The organism is Streptomyces monomycini (assembly GCF_022271435.1).
Lineage (GTDB): Bacteria > Actinomycetota > Actinomycetes > Streptomycetales > Streptomycetaceae > Streptomyces > Streptomyces monomycini.
Map to the genome: position 1 here is coordinate 136042 of NZ_JAFIQY010000003.1, position 17240 is coordinate 153281.

Sequence of the window (17240 nt, forward strand, 5' to 3'; positions counted from 1 at the left end):
GATGGTGCGGAAGGACGAAGGGGCGGCGCGGCGTGGACGCGGATTCGTACGCGGAGATGTACAGGCCCGGCACGGGTGATCTGATCGACGGGCGTTACGAGTTGACGGAGTCGCTCGGCAAGGGCGGGATGGCCCACGTCTGGCGGGCCCGCGAGATCTCCACGGACAGCGAGGTTTCCGAAGGTCGCGCGACGTCAGCGGATCGCGAGGTCGCGGTGAAGTTCCTGCGCCACGACTCTGAGGCCCTGTACGCCCTGGACCCGGAGGAAAGGGAGGCCGAACTCTCTGTCAGGAACGCCCGGTTCCGGCGCGAGGCCACGCTTCTGGGCACGCTCGACCATCCGGGCATCACGGAGCTGTATGGCTGCGGAACGCACCGGGGCGTGCCGTACATCGCCATGCGGCTGGTGACCGGGGTGAGCCTGCGAACCTTCCTCGACGAGCACACACCGCTGCCGCTGGCGACGGCGATCGCGGTCGCCGTGCAGATGGCGGGGGCGCTGGCCTGCGCGCATACGCTGCCTGTCGTGCACCGGGACCTCAAGCCGGCCAACATCATGATCGACGACGAGGGGGCGGTCGTCCTGATCGACTTCGGCATCGCCAAGCCGCTGCGGTCCGACGCCACCCGGTACACGGCGCACGGTTCCACCCTCGGCACCCGCGGTTATCTCGCACCGGAGCAGCTGCTGGAGCGCGAGCCCACCGCGCGGACGGACGTGTACTGCTTCGGCTGCGTCTTCTACGAACTGCTCACCGCGCGCCCGCCGTTCCCGCTCGGCGCGGACTCCGGGCTGACCGAAAGGCATCTCTACGAGGAGCCGCTGCCGCCGAGTGTGTACGCCGCGGGTATCCCCGAGGCGATCGACGATCTCGTGCTGCGCATGCTCGCCAAGCAGCCCGGACAGCGACCGCCTGTGGACGAGGTTCTGGCGGTCCTCGAACCGCTCGGTCCGCAACCCGGTGACCCCGGGCCCCGTCCGCGCACCCACCCCGACGCCACGGCACCGCTTCGCCGACCCGCGGACTGGGCCGTACGCACACGCCGCGCTCCCACCGCGCCCCCTGTCCCGTCCTTGGCGGAGGGCGAGGCGGAGTGGTTGGACACCCGCGCGGTGGAACTGCTGTGCGCGCGGGCCGAGTCGGAGATCGCCACCGGTGAACCCGGTGACGCGACCGGCCGTCTGAGCGCGCTGACGGAACGTGTGCGCGGGGAGTGGGGAGCCCGCCGCCCACTGGTGCGCCGTGTGTGGCGGGCAGCGGCGGACGGGCTCCGTCTGGCCGGGGACTTCGGCTCCGCGGCTCGTCTCTATGAGGGGATCGACGACGCTCTCCTGCACGGCGACGGCCCGGCCGAGCGGGCGGAGCGCGCCGTGATCCGGCTGCGGCTGGCCGAATGCCGACTCACCTTCGGTGAACTGGAGGCCGCCGTCGCCACGGTCGACGCCGCCGGCCGCACGGCCGCGGGCCTGCCGCGCGAGCACGCCGTACTGGTCGAGTCCGTACGGCGCGAGGTCGACGCCCAGCTCTCGGCCCGACTCGCGGACGCGGACGGTCACGGCTCCTCGCAGGTCCGGACCGACGGCGAGGCGCTGTGACGCGCTACGCCCCACCCGCGAGCCGCCCGGCCGCCAGTTCGTCACCGAGGTCGTGAACGAGGTCACCGCCGAGCTCGGCCGTGCGGCGCGCCAGCTGTTCGAAGGCGGCGAGCTCACGGAACGCCTCGCCGTAGCGTCGCTGCTCGCGCAGGGGCACCTGGCGGACCTGGAGGCGGCGGACATCGATGCGGGAAGAACTCGTCGCATGGGTCCCGGCCTGGCGGACGTTGGCCGGGGCGCGCAGCGAACCGGCGAGGAACCAGGCATCCAGCTGCTCGGGGTGCACCCGCACGGCGTGCAGTTGAGCACCCAGGGCGGTGGGTGCTCCTTCGTGGACCCAGGCGGAGAAGGCCCGCGCCACTCCCACCACGACGATGTCTCCGGGTTCGGCGATCACGGCTTCGCGTACCGCTGGGTCGTCGGCGGCGAGGTGCCCCCTGGGTGCGCCGCCCGACAGGAGGTCGGGAACCGTCAGGAATGGAATGTCCTCGGCGGACGCCGTCCCGGTGCGGACCGCGGTCTCCGGCAGCTGCTGGCCGCCGCGCAGGGTGAGCGCCCCCGCCCGCGCCAGTTCGGCAACGGTGGTGGCCGGGGGCGTCTCCTGTGCGGCAGAGGCGAGTTCGAGCGCCGCAAGCAGCCGGGCGGACTTGGCCACCTTGGCGGTGATGTCCTTGAACTCCCGCCAAGACGCGGCTAGTCGGGGCGCGCTGTCCGCCGGGGACGGGGTGATGTGGCGTCCCGGAGTGAGGTCGACCTCGTCGTCGAGCAGCTCGATGACGGGTACGCGCCGTACATAGGACTCTTCGGCAGGGTCCGTCCCCCCCACGGCCTCACGCAGGAAATCACCGATCGCCGCCCAGTCGGGGGCCCATTCACGGCCCGGGTCCCGGGGGAAGCGGGACACTCCGTCGGCCACCAGCAGGTGACCGCCCACGGGTGGCTCCTCACCTGCCGCGGGTGCCCGTAGTACCCACAGGTGCAGGGAGACGCTGTGCGGTGCGGCGCACCCCGGTGGCAGCGCCACGACGGCCTTCAGCTGGCCGGTGCGCAGCAGGGACCCGCGGATGCGCCGGCCCGCCTTGCGCGCCGCCACAGCGGGGGGCAGCAGCAGCACGGCCGCACCTCCGGGCCGCAGCCCCGCCAGGCAGTGCTGAACCCAGGCGAGTTCCGGTTCGGTACGCGGCGGCAACCCGTGGCTCCAGCGTGCGTCCGTGGCCAGCTCCTCGTACCCCCAGTCCCGTTCGTTGAACGGCGGATTGCACAACACGATGTCGGCGGGGTTGTCGGCGAACGGGTCATCGCGCAGAGAGTCCCCCGCGCGTACGTCGATGGAGGCGGGCTCTGTCCTCGGTGCCTGCTCGGCGAGGTTCAGTCGTGCTTCGGCGAGCGCCGCCAGGGCGGGGTCACGGTCGCCGCCGAGCAGGGTCGGCGCCCCGCTGCCCCTCTCCTCGGCCACCTCGGCCGTGGCCGTCAGGAGGTGGCCGGTGCCGCAGGCGGGATCCATCGCCGTGATGCCGCCGTCGACGGCCGCGACGCGGGTGGCGATGTCCGCCATGAGCGCGGCGAGCTGCTGGGGGGTCGTGGCGACCTGGCGTACGTGGACGTCAAGCCAGCGGCGCAGCAGGAAAGAAAAGGTCTCCGTGCCTCCTTCGCGCTGCCCGAGGTCCACGGCCCGTTCGATCAGGTCCGCCGCCTCTTTCGGGTACGCGGACTCTTTCGCGCGCACGGACTCCTCTGTCGCGCCCCGCCCGGCGAGCCGCCTGCCCACCTCCGCGATCGCCGCCCCCGTCTCGTCCCGTCCGCCGAGCGCCTCGAAGCGGGGCCAGAGCCATTCGCGCTCGGCGGACTTCTTGAGCTTCTTGTTCTCGCGCAGCCAGTTCTCAATGTCGGTAAGGGAGAATTGGGGGTTGACGTCCGTGCCGGCGATCCGGGCGGGGAACGACGGATGACGCCGCCGCCAGTTGCTGACGGCGGCCCGCCCGACGCCCGCGAGACGAGCGATTTCCGCCAGGGACACGGGTACGGCACGCGGCGTGGACATCTGAACTCCCTGGACGTTTTCTCAATAAATGTGGACGCTCCCCCACCTACAGGCGCGTGATCAAGCCACTTTCCCCCTCCCGCACGTCCCGCAGACTACTACGACAGAGACAGCTATTGACTTTGTTCACAGGACATCACCCTTCCTGCCACTTCACCTCGTCGAGGAAGCTGCTCGGCCGCCCGCTGTACGACATGTACAACGCCTCTCTCGCCCGGGTGCTCGCGACGAACAGCAGGCACCGTTCGGCCACGAGGTCGGTCGCGTTCTGCAGCGGATCGACCTCGGCCGGTGTCACCGCCGGCGCGAACGGGAACGCCGACGCGGTCACTCCTGTCACGGCCACGCAGCGGAACTCAAGACCCTTCAGGCTGTGCAGGCTCGACACCCGCACTCCGGGCGTGTCACCGGACTGCCCGTCCTTGACCCGCACCACGGGCAGCCCGGCCCGGGCGAGCCGGTCGCCGATCCGCGCGATCTGCGTGTGGAACCGGGCGCAGACAGCGATGTCGGACGGTGCGACACCGGCCGCCACCCACGCCGCCACCGTGCGCACGACGGCGTCGGCCTCGGCCGCTTCCGTCCCGTGTCCCTCGCACACGGGCCGCTCCCCGTGCAGCAGGGACCGGTACCCGGAGAGCGAATCCGGTTCGTCACCAGTCAGTCCCGCCACCGGCTCCCCGTCAAGAAGCGCCCGCGACCAGCGCAGGATCTCCTCCGTGGACCGGTAGTTGAGACGCAGCCGCGCGCCTCGTCCCGCGACGGAGATGCCGAGGGAGCGCAGCGAGACCCGGGAGTCGTAGATCCGCTGGTGCGGGTCGCCGGTGAGGAACAGGTCGTCGGGCCCTTCGGGCACCAGCGCACGCAGCAGCCGCCACTGGGCGGGGTGCAGGTCCTGCGCCTCGTCCACCACCACATGGTCGTACGAGAGGCCCTCGCCCGGCCTGTCCTTCAGCAGCCGGGCGGCTCTGGCGCACAGCTGCAGCCAGGTGCAGGTGCGGTCGCGGGCGAGTTCCTCCTCGAACCGAGCCATCGCCTGCCACAGCCGCTGACGCTGCCCGGCCGGCAGCTTGCTGCCGCGTCCGCGCCGCAGGCACTTCTCGTACTCCTCGCGGGTGCGCAGGTCCTGAGCGAGCAGCACATGCCGGTACTCCTGAGCCAAGAAGGCGTCCGCCCACGGCAGTTCGAGCCGGTGGGCCAGGCGCTGCCAGCGTCGCCGCTCGTCCTTGCCGCCGAGGACGTCCCGGGTTCCCGTGCAGCTCGCGCACGATGCGGTGGGCGGTGGCGTCGACCGTGGTGACGGTGACCCGGTCGAGAAGCGCCTGGTCGTGGTCGAGGAGCAGGGCAAGCCCGGAGCGCAGCGAGCGGGCAAGCGCGCCGGTGTACGTGGTGAGCAGGACGCGGGTGTCGGGTGAGCGCCCGAGCAGATGCCTGACCCTATGCAGGGCGACCACGGTCTTGCCGGTGCCGGGACCACCCGTGATCTGGGCGGGGCCCGTGTACGCGGGACGGTAGGCAACCCGCCGCTGGGTGGGATGCAGGAAGATCCGCCACGCGTCGAAGGGCTTGGCGAGGATGTCGGCGAGCTCCTCGGGCCCGGTGACCAGGGCGATCCGGCTGCGGGTACGGCTGACGGCGGCGGCCAGCTCGCCCTGCTTACCCTCGGCCTCCTCGACGGCGACCGCCTGTCGCGCCGCGACGAGGTCACGGTAGATGTCCTCGGGCTCGAACCCTTCCGCAAGCAGCCACAGCGCCTCGAACTGGTCCTCCGGCATCAGCGACCCGAACGCCTCCAGCTGCGCCGTGCCGGTGATGACGGGGGCGGCGCGCAGCATGACGTCGTCGACGCCGAGGTGGCGCAGCACGGTGTCCGACCACCGGGCGAACAGGGGCTCCGGCGCAGCCTCGGCCTCCTGGGCGAAGAGCGGGGTGATCTGTTCCATGGCGGTCAGATCACGTACTTCGAGACAGCGCGTGACCGCGTTGACCGAGTACAGCCGCCGCTTGGCCCAGGAGTACGCCTTGTCGTGGGAGACCACATGGACGAAGACGAACACGTCACTGCCGTCGTCGGGCGCGAGCAGGACAATGCGCTGCCCGTCGTCGACCCGGACGGTGCGCATGCGCGGATCACGGGAGCCGACCACGGACTCTAGATGCAGGCCCTTATCCGCGTGCAACTGGTGCACCGTCAGCTGCTGGAACTTCCCCATCGCCTTGTGGACACGGGCACGGGACGGCTTGTCGAGCCGGTCCACGCCCTCCCAGAAGGTGTTGGTAATCGCGATCTGCGGCATGCCCCAGCCTTCCCCTCAACCGCACAGTGTAAACGTTGACTGAGTTTACAACTCTCAGGTAACGAAAAGACACTCGCTCGCGCGTCCAATTGATTGACAACGCCTGGGAACTCCCCTTAACTTTGCCTGGGAGAAAATCATAGAGAAAACGGAGGGCGGATGTCCGGACACACCATCACCGTCGACGCCGAGGTCTTCGAGCGTCTTCAGCGTGAGGCCCAGCCGCTCATCGATACACCCAACAGCGTTCTGCGTCGCCTTCTCGCCCTCGACTCGACCGGCGCCCAGTCCGGTGCACTCACGCCGCTGCTCGACGCGGGCAAGCTGCAACCAGGCCAGCGGCTGGTCTGGCGGCGCCGCAATCTCGGGCACGAGTACCGGGTACACGTCACCACCGAGGGCAATCTTCAGCTGGAGGATGGCCGGATCTGCGATTCCCCCTCCGGCGCCTGTAGCGCGCTGGCCCAGGGCAGTGTCAACGGATGGGACGCCTGGCGCACCGACGGAGGCACGTCCCTGAACGTGCTGCGCGGTCGGCACTGAACACTTCGACGGGGGCTCCGATCACGTGGACTTCACTCAGCGCATGCTCGCGCAGCTCACCCTGCGCCAGCAGCTCACCGACATGCCGAGCGAGAGCTTCGAGCAGCTGATCCACAAGCTGCTGAGTCTGCGGCACCCCGACTTCGTGCCCGTACGCACACACGGAAATCTCGGGGACATGGGCGCTGATGGGCTCCTCCTGTGGGACCGGGTGCTCTGGGCGTGCTACTCACCGCAGACCGACGACATCGCCCGGGTCAAGCGCAAGTTCGCCTCCGACTTGAAGAAGGCCCTCGTCAAACGGCCGGACGCCTTCGACACGTTCCGCTTCGCGGTCAACGACCTCAAGGGCGTACACCCGGAGTTGAGCGTGATGATGTCCGAGGCTCAGGAGAAGCTGCGCCCGCGTCGGGTGGAGCACTACGGCTGGCACCGGCTTTGGAACGACGTCATGCGACTGGGCTGGATCGCCACGGAAGAGCTCCTTGGCTGTGAACTGCCGGTCCAGAACAAGACGTACGGCATCGGGCTCACCGATCTCGAGGCGCTCCTTGCCCGGCTCGGTGAGCAGCGGCGCACATCGCAGCCGCTCGCCGCCCTACTCGAAGTCAACAAGTACAAGATCGAGTGGAACGGTCTGTCCGGTGACGTCCGCGGTGCACTGATCCAGGGGATCGGGCACAGCCATCTCGTCGAGGGGTACTACGCCGGGCTCGGCGCGCCGGACGAGGCGGACCGGGTCGCACAGGGTTTCCGGGTGTACTACGACCAGGTCCGCACCGCCACCGACGACCAGGACAAGCTGTGGGCCGCACTGCAGGAGTACATCCTCGGAAATGCCGCGCCCAGCCTGAACTCGATGTACTGCGCCTGGATCGTCATCGCCCACTTCTTCCAGCGGTGCGACGTCTTCGACGTGCCACCCGACGGCTGGATTCCGGGTGCTGCGGACCGGAGCGCAGCGTGATCACGCCGACGAAGGGCATCTCCCCGGACCGCTCCCTGCTGGCCGTCGGTGCGCAGATCCTGCGGGTCCTCGACATGCCGATGACCGTGACCCAGACCTGGTCGAGGTTCCGCGCCGAACGTGTCCGGCTCGGCCATCACTCTCCGGTCTCCTTCCAGTGGTTCGTCCTCGGGCTCGATGTGCTGTATGCGCTCGGTTTGATCGAATTCCGCAACGAGCTGCTGACGAGAAGGCGAGCCGACTCGCCGACCAGGAGGAGGGGCGATGCTGCGTCGTCTGAGCGCTGACGATCCACGGTTCCGTTCCGTTGAGTTCCGGCGCGGCCTCAACCTCCTGGTCGCCGAGGCGCACCCCGGGGCGGTGAAGACGGACAGCCGCAACGGCACCGGCAAGTCCAGTCTGGTGGAGCTGCTGCACTTCGCCCTGGGGGCCCAGGCCGGCAAAGGCAGCCTTCCCAGCCACACCCGGCTCCGTCACACCCTCTTCACGCTGACCTTGGACTGGCCCGGACGCGAGGAGCCGGTGCGAGTGAGCAGGCGCGGTGCCCAGCAGGGCATCGTCCTGACCGACGCCCCAGGCGGCAGCGAGGGCGACGCCGGAGGGCTCTTCGAGTTCAACCTCACCCGTGAGATGCCGGTGCCGGAGTGGAGAACATGTATAGAGGCAGACCTCTTCCGGCTGCCCGCCGACCACCCCGGCATTTCGGGGCGCGCCCTGCTGTCGCTTCTCGTACGCCGTGTCGGATCGCACGCCTTCAACGACCCGGTGCGGACCTATCCACAGCAGTCCACGGCCGAGGCCGCGGCCAACCTCGCCTATCTCCTCGGCCTGGACTGGCGGCTCGCCGCCGGCTACCGCGACATCGCCGCTCGGGAGGCAACCCGACGGCAGCTGCGGTCGGCGATGAACGATCCGTCCTGGCACCAGGTCGTCGGTACGACGGCGGACCTGCGCGGCCGGATCATCGTCGCGGAGGGCGACGTGAACCGGCTCCGCGAGCAGATCGCCTCCTTCCGCGTGGTGCCCGCATACGCAGAACTTCAAGCGCGGGCCGACGATTTGGACAAGAGAGTCCGTTCGCTGCCGGAGCAGGACGTGATCGACCGTCGGAACCTGGCGGAACTGCGGCGAGCGGTGGAGGAGGCGAACGAACCAGACACGGCGTACGTAGACGCCATATACCAGGAACTGGGTGTTGTCCTGCCCGACCGGGTGCACCGCTCCTTTGAGGTCGTACGCGGCTTCCACGCCTCCATCGTCCGCAACCGCCGCCGCTACCTCGCCGACGAGATCGAGGAGACGCAGGCCAGGCTCACGGCGCGCGAACACGAGCGCGCCCGTCTCGGCGAGGAGCTCACCGAGACACTGAGCGCACTGCGCGACGGAGGCGCCCTCGACGGCCTGACGGCACTCCAGCAGTTGCTCGCCCAGAAGCAGGCGGCGCTGGAGGCGCTGCGCAAACAGCATGAGACGGCGCAGTACATGGAAGCCAGCCAACGGGAGATCGCGGCACAACGGGTCGAGCTTCAGGAGGAGCTGGAGCTCGACCTTGAAGAACGCGGCGAGCAGACCCGGGAGGCCACCTGGCTCTTCGCCCGCTTCGCCCGCCGTCTCTACGGGCAGGACCGACAGGCATACCTCACCATCAGGGCCGGCACCAGCAGCCTGGAAATCTCCGCCCATGTCGACAGTCAAGGCAGCGTCGGCATTAACAAGATGGTGATCTTCTGCCTTGATCTCACGGCCGCGGTGATCGCCCACCGCCACGACCGTGGGCCCGACTTCCTGGTCCACGACAGCCATCTCTTCGACGGGGTGGACGACCGCCAGGTGACCGAGGCATTGATCCTGGCGTCCGAGGTCACCGAGCAGGAAGGGCTCCAGTACATCGTGACCTTCAACTCGGACAAGCTGGAACGTGCCCGCCTGGGCGGTTTCGACCCCTCCCCCTACCTCATCGAGCCACGCCTGACCGACGCCTACGACGAAGGCGGACTGTTCGGGTTCCGCTTCTGACCCGACCGTCGCATCTCACCGGCGGCACACGGCCCACACCGTCTTGCCCCCGGGATGGTGCGGGCGCACGCCCAGTCGTCGGCGAGCGCCTCGACGAGGATCAGTTTACGCCCCGACTCGCGGTCGCCACCGGGGTGTTGTGGCGTCGGACATCTGTCGCCGCGAGCGTCGGTGACCTCGATCCGCAATTCGCTCGCGTCCAGGCGGCCGTCAAGTCGGGCCTCACGGCCGCGCACCCGGCCGTGCAGGGCGGAGTTCGCCATCGGGCGTGAGGAGCACGAACGCCCCGCCCATCACGGCGGGCTCGCTGCGATTGCTCGGCATTACTTGCAGCTCCATGTTGCGCAGGCGTCCGCGGTGGAGTAGTTGAATCCGCGCGACTCGTTTGGTTCAAGAGCGGCAACGAAGGCGGCGAAGGCTTGGAGGTCGCTGCTGATGTGACCGCCATCCATGTGCGCGACGCCCAGGAGAGCCGCGGCTCTCAGCTCGCGTTCACACGTTCCGCCCAGGCCGGGTTCGTCGCCGAGGTCGGGCGGCGCCGGCCCATTTCACCGACTCCGCCCGCGACTTCACGGTTCAGTCCTCGTGGCGGGGGCCCTTGCCCGGCGGCGGGTCCAGCACGGTCTGGTACACCCGGCCGGTCTCGCGGGCTTCCGCCATGCGGTCGTAAAGGCCGAGGATGAGGTCCTTGGTGCGATAGGTGCCGCACAGGGTCTCCTCCTTCTTCTTGACCGAGGGGAACATCTCCATGACGTATTCCACGTCATCACGGCTTAGCCCGTACGCATGGAACAGCGCGGCGTCCAGCTCCGCGCGCAGCAGCTCGCGGCGTTCCGCGTTCCAGCGGAACGGGGCTCCTTCGTCCCCATGACTCTTGGCGAAGGACGCCATGTCTCTTGATGTATAGGACAGTTCCAGCACTCGGAGTGTGATCCACACCGCCAGGTTCCTCCCATCCGCAGTGTTGAACGGCAGGTCGACGTCCGGCACCGGAACAGGAAACTGCATCACGTAGCCATAGGTCATGGACGTTCCGGCGACCTTCTGGCGTGCCACGTAATCGAAGACGTACGACGCCAGAATCCCGTTCAGCGCCGCAGCCCCGGATTGGACGAACATCAGTGGAAACTTGTGGCCCACGCCGTACGCCGGAAGGGGCGTACTGATCACCGTTCGCGTGTCCGTGGAGCGTGCGACATCCCGCCACCCCATCAACCACCCGTTCCACCACTCCCGCTCACCCAGCCGCGAGGCGACCCCCGGCCACATGATCCGGTTCCCCTTCTTGTCCCGCCTCCCCGAGTCCACGTCGAACTCCGGCACCCAGTACCGAGGCATCGGCGCGAACTCCGGGTCATCGTGCTGCTCCGGCGTCACCCGCGGCAGCGTCCCCACATTCGCCTGCGCCTGCGTCTGCCCCTCGTACGTACCGAGCCGGTGATCGAAGTGGTGCAGCATCTTCGCCTCGTACAGCGGGAGATAGCGGCGACCGTCGGACGGATGCGTGAAGATGTTGCCCTTCAGCTTCCAGCCCTCGGCCTCCAGCTCCGCCTTGCCGCGGAACAGGTGTGAGTCGTTGGACATGTGGAACATGGTCATGAAGGTCAGGCCCCATGAGTCCGTGCCCCCCTTGCCGTCCGCGTCCGGTTCCCGCCTGAGCACCGGGACGCGCCGGTAGATGCCCAGCGTGATCTCCGCGTCCCTGCGGGTGCGGAACACCGGCAGTGTGCCCGTGTTGGGGTTGACCAGGAGGATCTCCTCGGGCGGCATCGCGAAGCAGCGCTCGTCGAGGTCTTCCATGTAGCGGGTGCCGAACGCGAAGGACGCCGAATGCACCCGCTCGCCCCGACCGGTGACGGTCAGCAGCGAGAACCGGACCGAGTGGTGTACGTCCCGGCTGAGGATGAACGCCTCGTTCTCGAAGTCCAGGAACGAGGCGAGCCGAGAGGTGCGGACCAGGTCGGAGAAGAACGGCGCGGTCGTCGCGTCGGTGGCGATGCCGGTCGGCAGGACCAGGCCGAAGCGCCCCTCGGGGGCGATGCCGAGCGAGGCAGCCTCGGCGAAGACCGCGTACGTGTTGACGTCGCCGCGTCCGGCGAGCGGAAAGCGGCCCGAGCCGCGCAGCAGGTGGCTGACCCCCTCAGAGAGGCGGCGTGCGGCGATGAACTCGGCGTGCAGGGCCCGGTCAGCCTCCTCCTCGCTGGTGGCCAGCGCGGCGATCCGGCGCTCGCGGACCGCCTTGTTCGCGGCGCCCGCTACCGACGCGTCACGGGTGGCGAAGAACTCCTGCTCCTGGAGCTTGACCCGCTCCCACGGCGGGTTGCCAAGGACACAGCTGAATCCGCCCTTCCACCCGGTCCGGTCGTCCACCCCCGGCGCCTGCAGATCGGCCGGCACCCGGAACACCTCCGGGAACTCCAGGTGCCAGTGGAAGAAGCGGTACTCCTCGCGTAGGCGCAACACCTTCTCCACCGTGCCCGGCGGCAGGCTCGCGCCGCCGTCGGAGGAGTGCAGGGCGAGCAGGGAGTCCGTGGTGAGCGCGGGCGGGAACGTCTCGTCCGTCCGCCTGGTGCCATCGGTGCGTTCAGTCTTCTCCCAGACGAACGCCGCGCACCACGCGTCGGCGAGTTCCAGGGCCCTCAGGTAGTCCCTGGAGGTAGTGAGTTCGTAGTAGGCGCGGGCCTGGTTCTGGACGTCCTCCAGTTCCTCCGACCGTGCGGTCGTGATGTCCGACGTCTTGCTGCTGATCGCCGCGTTGGAGATCTCCAGGGCGTGCTGCTCCGAGAACAGTGCATCTTGGTTCGCGTGGTGGCGCAGCGCTGCCAGCCACCGTTCACGCTCGCTGGCGTTGCGGGCCTTCAGGTTCCTGACGGCCTTGGACTCATCACCCTCCAGGACCTTGAACGCCTCGTCGGGCAGACCGCCCGCGAGGAGCTTCGGTGTCGTGCCAAGCAGGCCGTTGCCGTGCTTGATGTGCGCGTCGAGGAAGGTGAGCGGGCGGCCCGGCTTCATGGCCTCGATCCACAGGGAGACCTTGGCCAGCTCCACGGCCATCGGGTTGAGGTCGACGCCGTACACGCAGCGGGAGACGACCTCGCGCAGGGCATCGCGGACGGCCTCGGCAGTCGGCTCCGGGTCGTCGGTCTCGATCTCGGCGAGCCGGCGGGCGATGCGGCGGGCCGCCGCGACCAGGAAGTGGCCGCTGCCGCAGGCCGGGTCGCACACGGTCAGGGCGAGCAGCGCTGCCTTCCGCTCCTGCTTCGTCGTGCCCGAGCGCACGGCCCGCTCGATGACGGGGTCGAGGGCCGAGTCCAGGAGGCAGTCGATCAGCGGTGAGGGCGTGTAGTAGGAGCCGGAGGTCTTGCGGTCGTTGCCGTCCAGCTTCTTCAGGACGTACGAGCCGTCCTCGTCCTGGCGGGGTTCGAGTTCGAGCAACGACTCGTAGACCGAACCGAGCTCGTCCGCGCCCAGGTGCCGGTAGTCGACCTTGCGGGGGCGGCCGAGCTTGGCGTCGAAGATGACGGCGAGGGCGCGCACCGCCTCGTACAGGGACTCGTTGGTGAGGGCGAGACCGGCCAGCCGCTCGTCCACAGGGGTGGGTTCGAAGAGACCGCCGAGTGCGGGCAGGCCCAGTTCGGGGCGCCCGCCGGGCTCACCGAGGCCCTTGATGACGAGGGTGAGGGCTTCCCACTGGTCGCCGTGCGGGCTGCCGGAGCGGCGGGCGAGACGGCGCAGGCGGCCGGTGGAGAAGTACTTCTCGTAGCGGTCGCGTACGGTCTTGTCGGCGTCCGGGTGCAGGAGCAGGCCGCGGTCTTCGGTGACGAAGAGGAACAGCAGCCGGTAGACGAGCCGCAGCAGGGCGGGGTGCAGGTCGCGGACGGTGAGCGTTCGGGAGTGCAGGGCCTCGCGCAGCTTCGCGTTGTCGGGGTGGGCGATGAGCCCGCTGCCGATCACCGTGAGGGCCTTCTCAACGCCCTTGCGGAGCTCCTTGAGGGCGCGGGTGCCGGAGTCGATGGCCTCGGTGCGCCACTTCTCCAGCGGGCAGGAGGCGGCAGGGTCTCCCTCGAAGCGGGTGCGGTGCAGCAGGCGCCACAGGAGGACGAAGTCGTCGGACCGCTTGCCCTCGAAGATCGCCTGGAGGTCGAACTCGATGAACGCGGCGCCGGTCAGCGACGCGGACTCGCGCAGCAGCCGCAGCTGGCGGCCGTTGGACAGGACACCCCACAGGGCCTTGTCGCCCGAGCGGTTGAGGTACTCCTGCACCATGGACTGCGGGGCCTGCGGCGCCACGAGCGGGGTGCGGACGTCCAGCGGGACGTTCCAGCCGGTGAGATGCACGGGCACATGCGCCCACGCATGGCTGACCGGGAAGTCCTTCGTATCGTCGTGAGCGGGCAGGCCAGGCTCCGGCACGGCGGACAGCGCGCCGAAGCCGAGCTGCTCGAACAGGGGCAGCAGCCAGCGTTCGGTGGTGAGCCCCACCGCGTGCACACCACTGTCGTCGTCCGCGCCGTCGCGGGCCAGGGCGTCCTGGTAGGCGGCCCAGACGCCGCGCAGATAGCCCCAGGAGCGCTCGGCGGCGTCTCGTACGGACTCGCCCTTGGCGAACAGCCGGTAGTCGGCGGGCTTCGAGCCGGACTGCTCCTTGCCCTCCTTGATACGGACGAGGAGGTCGTAGGGCAGCAGTCCGCCGACGGTAGCGACGGTGTCGGTGACCAGGGTTCTCGCGGTGCTCACGCGTCGGCTCCCAGCTGGATCGTGGCGGCCGGACGGTAAAGGAAGACACCGAGGACGTCCGGATCGCCCTGCGGGACGGCCTTCAGGCCGGCGAGACGGGCCCGGGCGGCGGTGCGGACCCGGTGGTGCGAGGCTTCCAGCTCCTTCGCGGCCGCCTGGGAGCGCAGGCGCAGTTCGTCCATGAGTCCGGTTTTCAGGGCGGCGAGGATCGACGCGATGTGGTCGGTGGCGAAACCCGGGTCGGAGTTCCCCGTGGCGCGGGCCTCCAGGAGGGCCAGCGCCTCCTCGTCCGGCAGCCAATGCGGAGCGTCGGGTCTGCCCTGGTAGGCCACCACCCTCGCGTCCTCGGCGAGTTGGGGGCGGATTTTGCCGTCGCGGGTGGGCAGGCTGAGCTGGAAGCGGTGGCGCACGAGGAGCATGGTGGTGGGCCGTCGTACGGCGTTCGTACGGATCACGCCGCAGCGACGGGCCGGGCGCTGCCAGGCCGGGAACTTCTCGTCTAGGGCGGTGTCCAGGACGAAGCGGGCGATCGCGGCCACCACCGGGTCGGTGCGGGTGAGCGCCGCCTCGCCGCGCGGAGCGCTCGGCGCGTCGTGGAAGACCACCGGGCGCGGGTGGCGGGGGCCGAGCGCCGCGGTCACGGCGTCGCGCAGGCCCTGCGGAAGCGCGTCGGTGTGGGCGGTGAACCCGCCCTGCTTGCGGTCGGCGGGCACCCCGCGCAGTGCGCCGAGCGCGCGGCGGGTGAACTCCCTGACCTCCTCGCCGGTGCCGAGCGCGGCACGGATCTCAGCGACCTCGGTGGCCACGTCCTCCTTCTTGATCCGGTTCTGGGCGTAGAGGGACCGGGACGCCTTCTCGCGCTCGGCGGAGGACTCCCAGGCGAGCTCCAACTGCTGGGCAGTGGGCAGCTGTTCGCGCTCGAACAGCCCCTCCTGCTCGAAGGAAGGGGTCTCGCCGCGCAGGATCAGCTCTTCGAAGACCGCCTGCATGGCGCTCTCCGCCTGCTGCGGCACGGGGACGGAGATGCCGGTGGCGCGGCGGATGCGCTCGTGCTTGCGTAGCAGCACCTTCAGGACGATGTCGTCGACCGGGTTGTCCGCCCCGTACAGGGTCAGGGCCTTCACTGTGTCCGTGCGCTGCCCGAAGCGGTCGACACGACCCTCGCGCTGCTCGTGACGGGTCGGATTCCAGGCCAGGTCGTAGTGGATGACGGCGTCGAAGGACTCCTGGAGGTTGACGCCCTCGGACAGGCAGTCGGTGGCCACCAGGACGCGCCGCTCGGGGGCGGGCTCGCCGTTCTCGTCCGCGCTGGTGAGTTCGGCGATCCGGTTCAGGCGCATGTCGGGCGAGAGTTCGCCGGTGACGGATGCGACCGCTACCGGGTGGTCGGTGCCTCTCTTGTTGAGCACCTTCTTCAGGTGGTCGGCGACGTAGTCGGATGTGGCGATGTAGCGGCAGAACACGATCGGCCGGTAACCGGAGTCGAGGAGGTCGGTCACCGTCGCCACCAGCTTCTTCAGCTTGGTGTCGCGCGTGGGGCCGGCGAGCTTGCCCGCGGCCTCGGCCATGGCGACGAGACGGGCCTTCTCCTCGGCATCGAGATCGTCGGGGCCGGTCGCTTCGGTCGTGGTCGTGGCGGTGGGCAGCAGGCTGCCCGGGACCTCGTCCGCGGACTGAGCGTTGTCGGTGTCCGCCGGGTCCGAGACGGTCACCTGCCCGGTGCGGTCCACCTCGTCGGGGGTGTCAGCCTCCTGGACACCGGCCCTGGTGTTCAACGACCGTACGGCGGCAGCGGGCGAGGAGGACAGAGTGCGCAGCAGCGCCAGCGTCGACCACCAGCGCTGCCGCTGCTGCAACGCCCCGTCGGCGGAACGCACCGTCTCGCGGGCGTACGCGAGGACCTCGGCGAGCAGGGCACGGTAGTCGCGGTGCAGAGTGTAGGAGACTTCGGCGGTGTCCCGGCTGGAGGGGAAGTGCGCTCCGTCCTGGAAGTCCTCACGGATGTCGGCACGGCGGCGCTGCACGAAGAACTGGGCGAGCAGCTCACGGCCTGCGCGGGATTCGAAGCCCACGGTGGCGAGGCGGGCGTCGAGCAGCCCGAGCAGCCGTCGGAAGGGCTCCTCCTTGCCGCTGTGCGGGGTCGCGGTGACCAGGAGGAGGTGGCGGTCGGGGACGTCGGCGAGCGCGCGCAGCAGTCCGTAGCGCTGCTGCGAGGCGCGCGCCGAGACCTGCGCCGTGGAGTCCGCGACACAGGTGTGCGCCTCGTCGACGATCACTAGGTCGGGGCAGTTGTTCAGGAAGTCCTCGCGGTGGCGGGGCGACTTGATGAAGTCGGTGGAGACGACGTAGGCGCCGTCGGGGCGGAACACCGTCTGCCCGTACGGTGTCTCGCGCTCAAGGCGGCCGATCGTGGCGGGCAGCACCAGCCGCGCGTCGATGCCGAACTTGCCCCGCAGCTCGGCCCGCCACTGCTCGGCGAGCGCAGGGGAGCACAGCACGACCAGGCCGCGGGCGTCGCCCTGGGCGAGCAGTTCGGCCGCGATGAGACCGGCCTCGACGGTCTTGCCGATGCCCACGTCGTCGGCGATCAGCAGCCGCACGGTGTCCTGGCGCAGCGCCATCATCAGCGGTACCAGCTGATACGGACGCGGGTCCACGGCGATCGAGGCGAGCGACCGGAAGGGGCCCGCCCCGGCCCGGAACCCGATCCGCAGGGCGGTGCGCAGCAGACCGGCGGTGTGCTGGTCGCCGAGGTCACCGGGCGTGGGCGGGGCGAATGTGGCGGGCACCACGGTCTCCAGGTCAGGCAGCACCCCCGCGATGTCGACATCGGCGCCGCCCAGCGGGCGCAGCACGAGGAGGTCCTCGGTGGAGTCCGGCAGCACCACCCATTCGCGGCCCCGGGCATGGACGAGGGAGCCGACGGCGTACTTCGGGGCCGGCGTGGCGGCGGTGGTCATACGGGCCTTCCGGGTGGGCGCGGGCGGGTTTGGCGTACGTACAGAACTGGGGAGAGGCGGCCGTCGGCCGACGCTGCTGGG

Annotated in this window: 8 protein-coding genes and 2 pseudogenes; 6 read left to right on the forward strand and 4 right to left on the reverse strand. The window is 69.8% G+C overall.

Translation table 11 applies throughout. The features are described 5' to 3' along the window. Nucleotides 1-32 precede the first annotated feature (32 nt). The gene (locus tag JXZ78_RS05230; RefSeq protein ID WP_050502244.1) at nt 33-1598 is read left to right on the forward strand and encodes a serine/threonine-protein kinase; all 1566 of its coding nucleotides are present in this window, start codon (nt 33-35) and stop codon (nt 1596-1598) included. A 4-nt stretch (nt 1599-1602) separates the two neighbouring features. On the opposite strand, the gene JXZ78_RS05235 is transcribed toward JXZ78_RS05230, so the two are convergent. Together JXZ78_RS05235 and JXZ78_RS05240 are read right to left on the reverse strand one after the other, a co-directional pair. Then, nucleotides 1603-3639: an N-6 DNA methylase gene (locus tag JXZ78_RS05235; protein ID WP_030018971.1), complete on the reverse strand. Its 2037-nt coding sequence runs from the start codon at nt 3637-3639 to the stop codon at nt 1603-1605. A gap of 136 nt (nt 3640-3775) precedes the next feature. Continuing rightward, nucleotides 3776-5936 (reverse strand): annotated as a pseudogene (locus tag JXZ78_RS05240) (UvrD-helicase domain-containing protein). A 159-nt stretch (nt 5937-6095) separates the two neighbouring features. On the opposite strand from JXZ78_RS05240, the gene JXZ78_RS05245 reads away from it, so the two are divergent. The 5 genes and pseudogenes from JXZ78_RS05245 to JXZ78_RS40645 all read left to right on the forward strand — a co-directional run. Continuing rightward, a complete protein-coding gene (locus JXZ78_RS05245) occupies nt 6096-6479 on the forward strand; it encodes a DUF4357 domain-containing protein (RefSeq protein WP_030018970.1) in 384 nt (127 codons plus the stop codon). A 43-nt stretch (nt 6480-6522) separates the two neighbouring features. Then, nucleotides 6523-7446, forward strand: coding sequence for an ABC-three component system protein (locus JXZ78_RS05250; protein WP_030018969.1), 924 nt, complete (start codon nt 6523-6525; stop codon nt 7444-7446). Next, on the forward strand, nt 7443-7733 hold the full coding sequence (locus JXZ78_RS05255) for an ABC-three component system middle component 6 (RefSeq protein WP_030018968.1): 291 nt from the start codon (nt 7443-7445) through the stop codon (nt 7731-7733). Before JXZ78_RS05250 ends, JXZ78_RS05255 begins: the two co-directional genes overlap by 4 nt. Further along, nucleotides 7711-9462: an ABC-three component system protein gene (locus tag JXZ78_RS05260; RefSeq protein WP_030018967.1), complete on the forward strand. Its 1752-nt coding sequence runs from the start codon at nt 7711-7713 to the stop codon at nt 9460-9462. The genes JXZ78_RS05255 and JXZ78_RS05260 overlap by 23 nt, the downstream gene beginning before the upstream one ends. 395 nt (nt 9463-9857) lie before the next feature. Further along, nucleotides 9858-10145 (forward strand): annotated as a pseudogene (locus JXZ78_RS40645) (DUF397 domain-containing protein); the annotation flags it as partial. Here the strand turns inward: JXZ78_RS40645 and JXZ78_RS05275 are convergent. Both JXZ78_RS05275 and JXZ78_RS05280 read right to left on the reverse strand, forming a co-directional pair. Next, entirely contained in the window at nt 10039-14199 is a 4161-nt protein-coding gene (locus JXZ78_RS05275; protein ID WP_050502242.1) for an Eco57I restriction-modification methylase domain-containing protein, read from the reverse strand. The pseudogene JXZ78_RS40645 and the gene JXZ78_RS05275 sit on opposite strands and share 107 nt — an antisense overlap. Continuing rightward, on the reverse strand, nt 14196-17159 hold the full coding sequence (locus JXZ78_RS05280) for a DUF8741 domain-containing protein (protein WP_030018965.1): 2964 nt from the start codon (nt 17157-17159) through the stop codon (nt 14196-14198). The genes JXZ78_RS05275 and JXZ78_RS05280 overlap by 4 nt, the downstream gene beginning before the upstream one ends. Nucleotides 17160-17240: the final 81 nt, after the last annotated feature.

Excerpts from the sequence above, each read along its gene's own strand:
- JXZ78_RS05280 (WP_030018965.1), bottom strand. The coding sequence starts at position 17,159 with ATGACCACCGCCGCCACGCCGGCCCCGAAGTACGCCGTCGGCTCCCTC.
- JXZ78_RS05260 (WP_030018967.1), top strand. The coding sequence starts at position 7,711 with ATGCTGCGTCGTCTGAGCGCTGACGATCCACGGTTCCGTTCCGTTGAG.
- JXZ78_RS05250 (WP_030018969.1), top strand. The coding sequence starts at position 6,523 with ATGCTCGCGCAGCTCACCCTGCGCCAGCAGCTCACCGACATGCCGAGC.
- JXZ78_RS05245 (WP_030018970.1), top strand. The coding sequence starts at position 6,096 with ATGTCCGGACACACCATCACCGTCGACGCCGAGGTCTTCGAGCGTCTT.
- JXZ78_RS05235 (WP_030018971.1), bottom strand. The coding sequence starts at position 3,639 with ATGTCCACGCCGCGTGCCGTACCCGTGTCCCTGGCGGAAATCGCTCGT.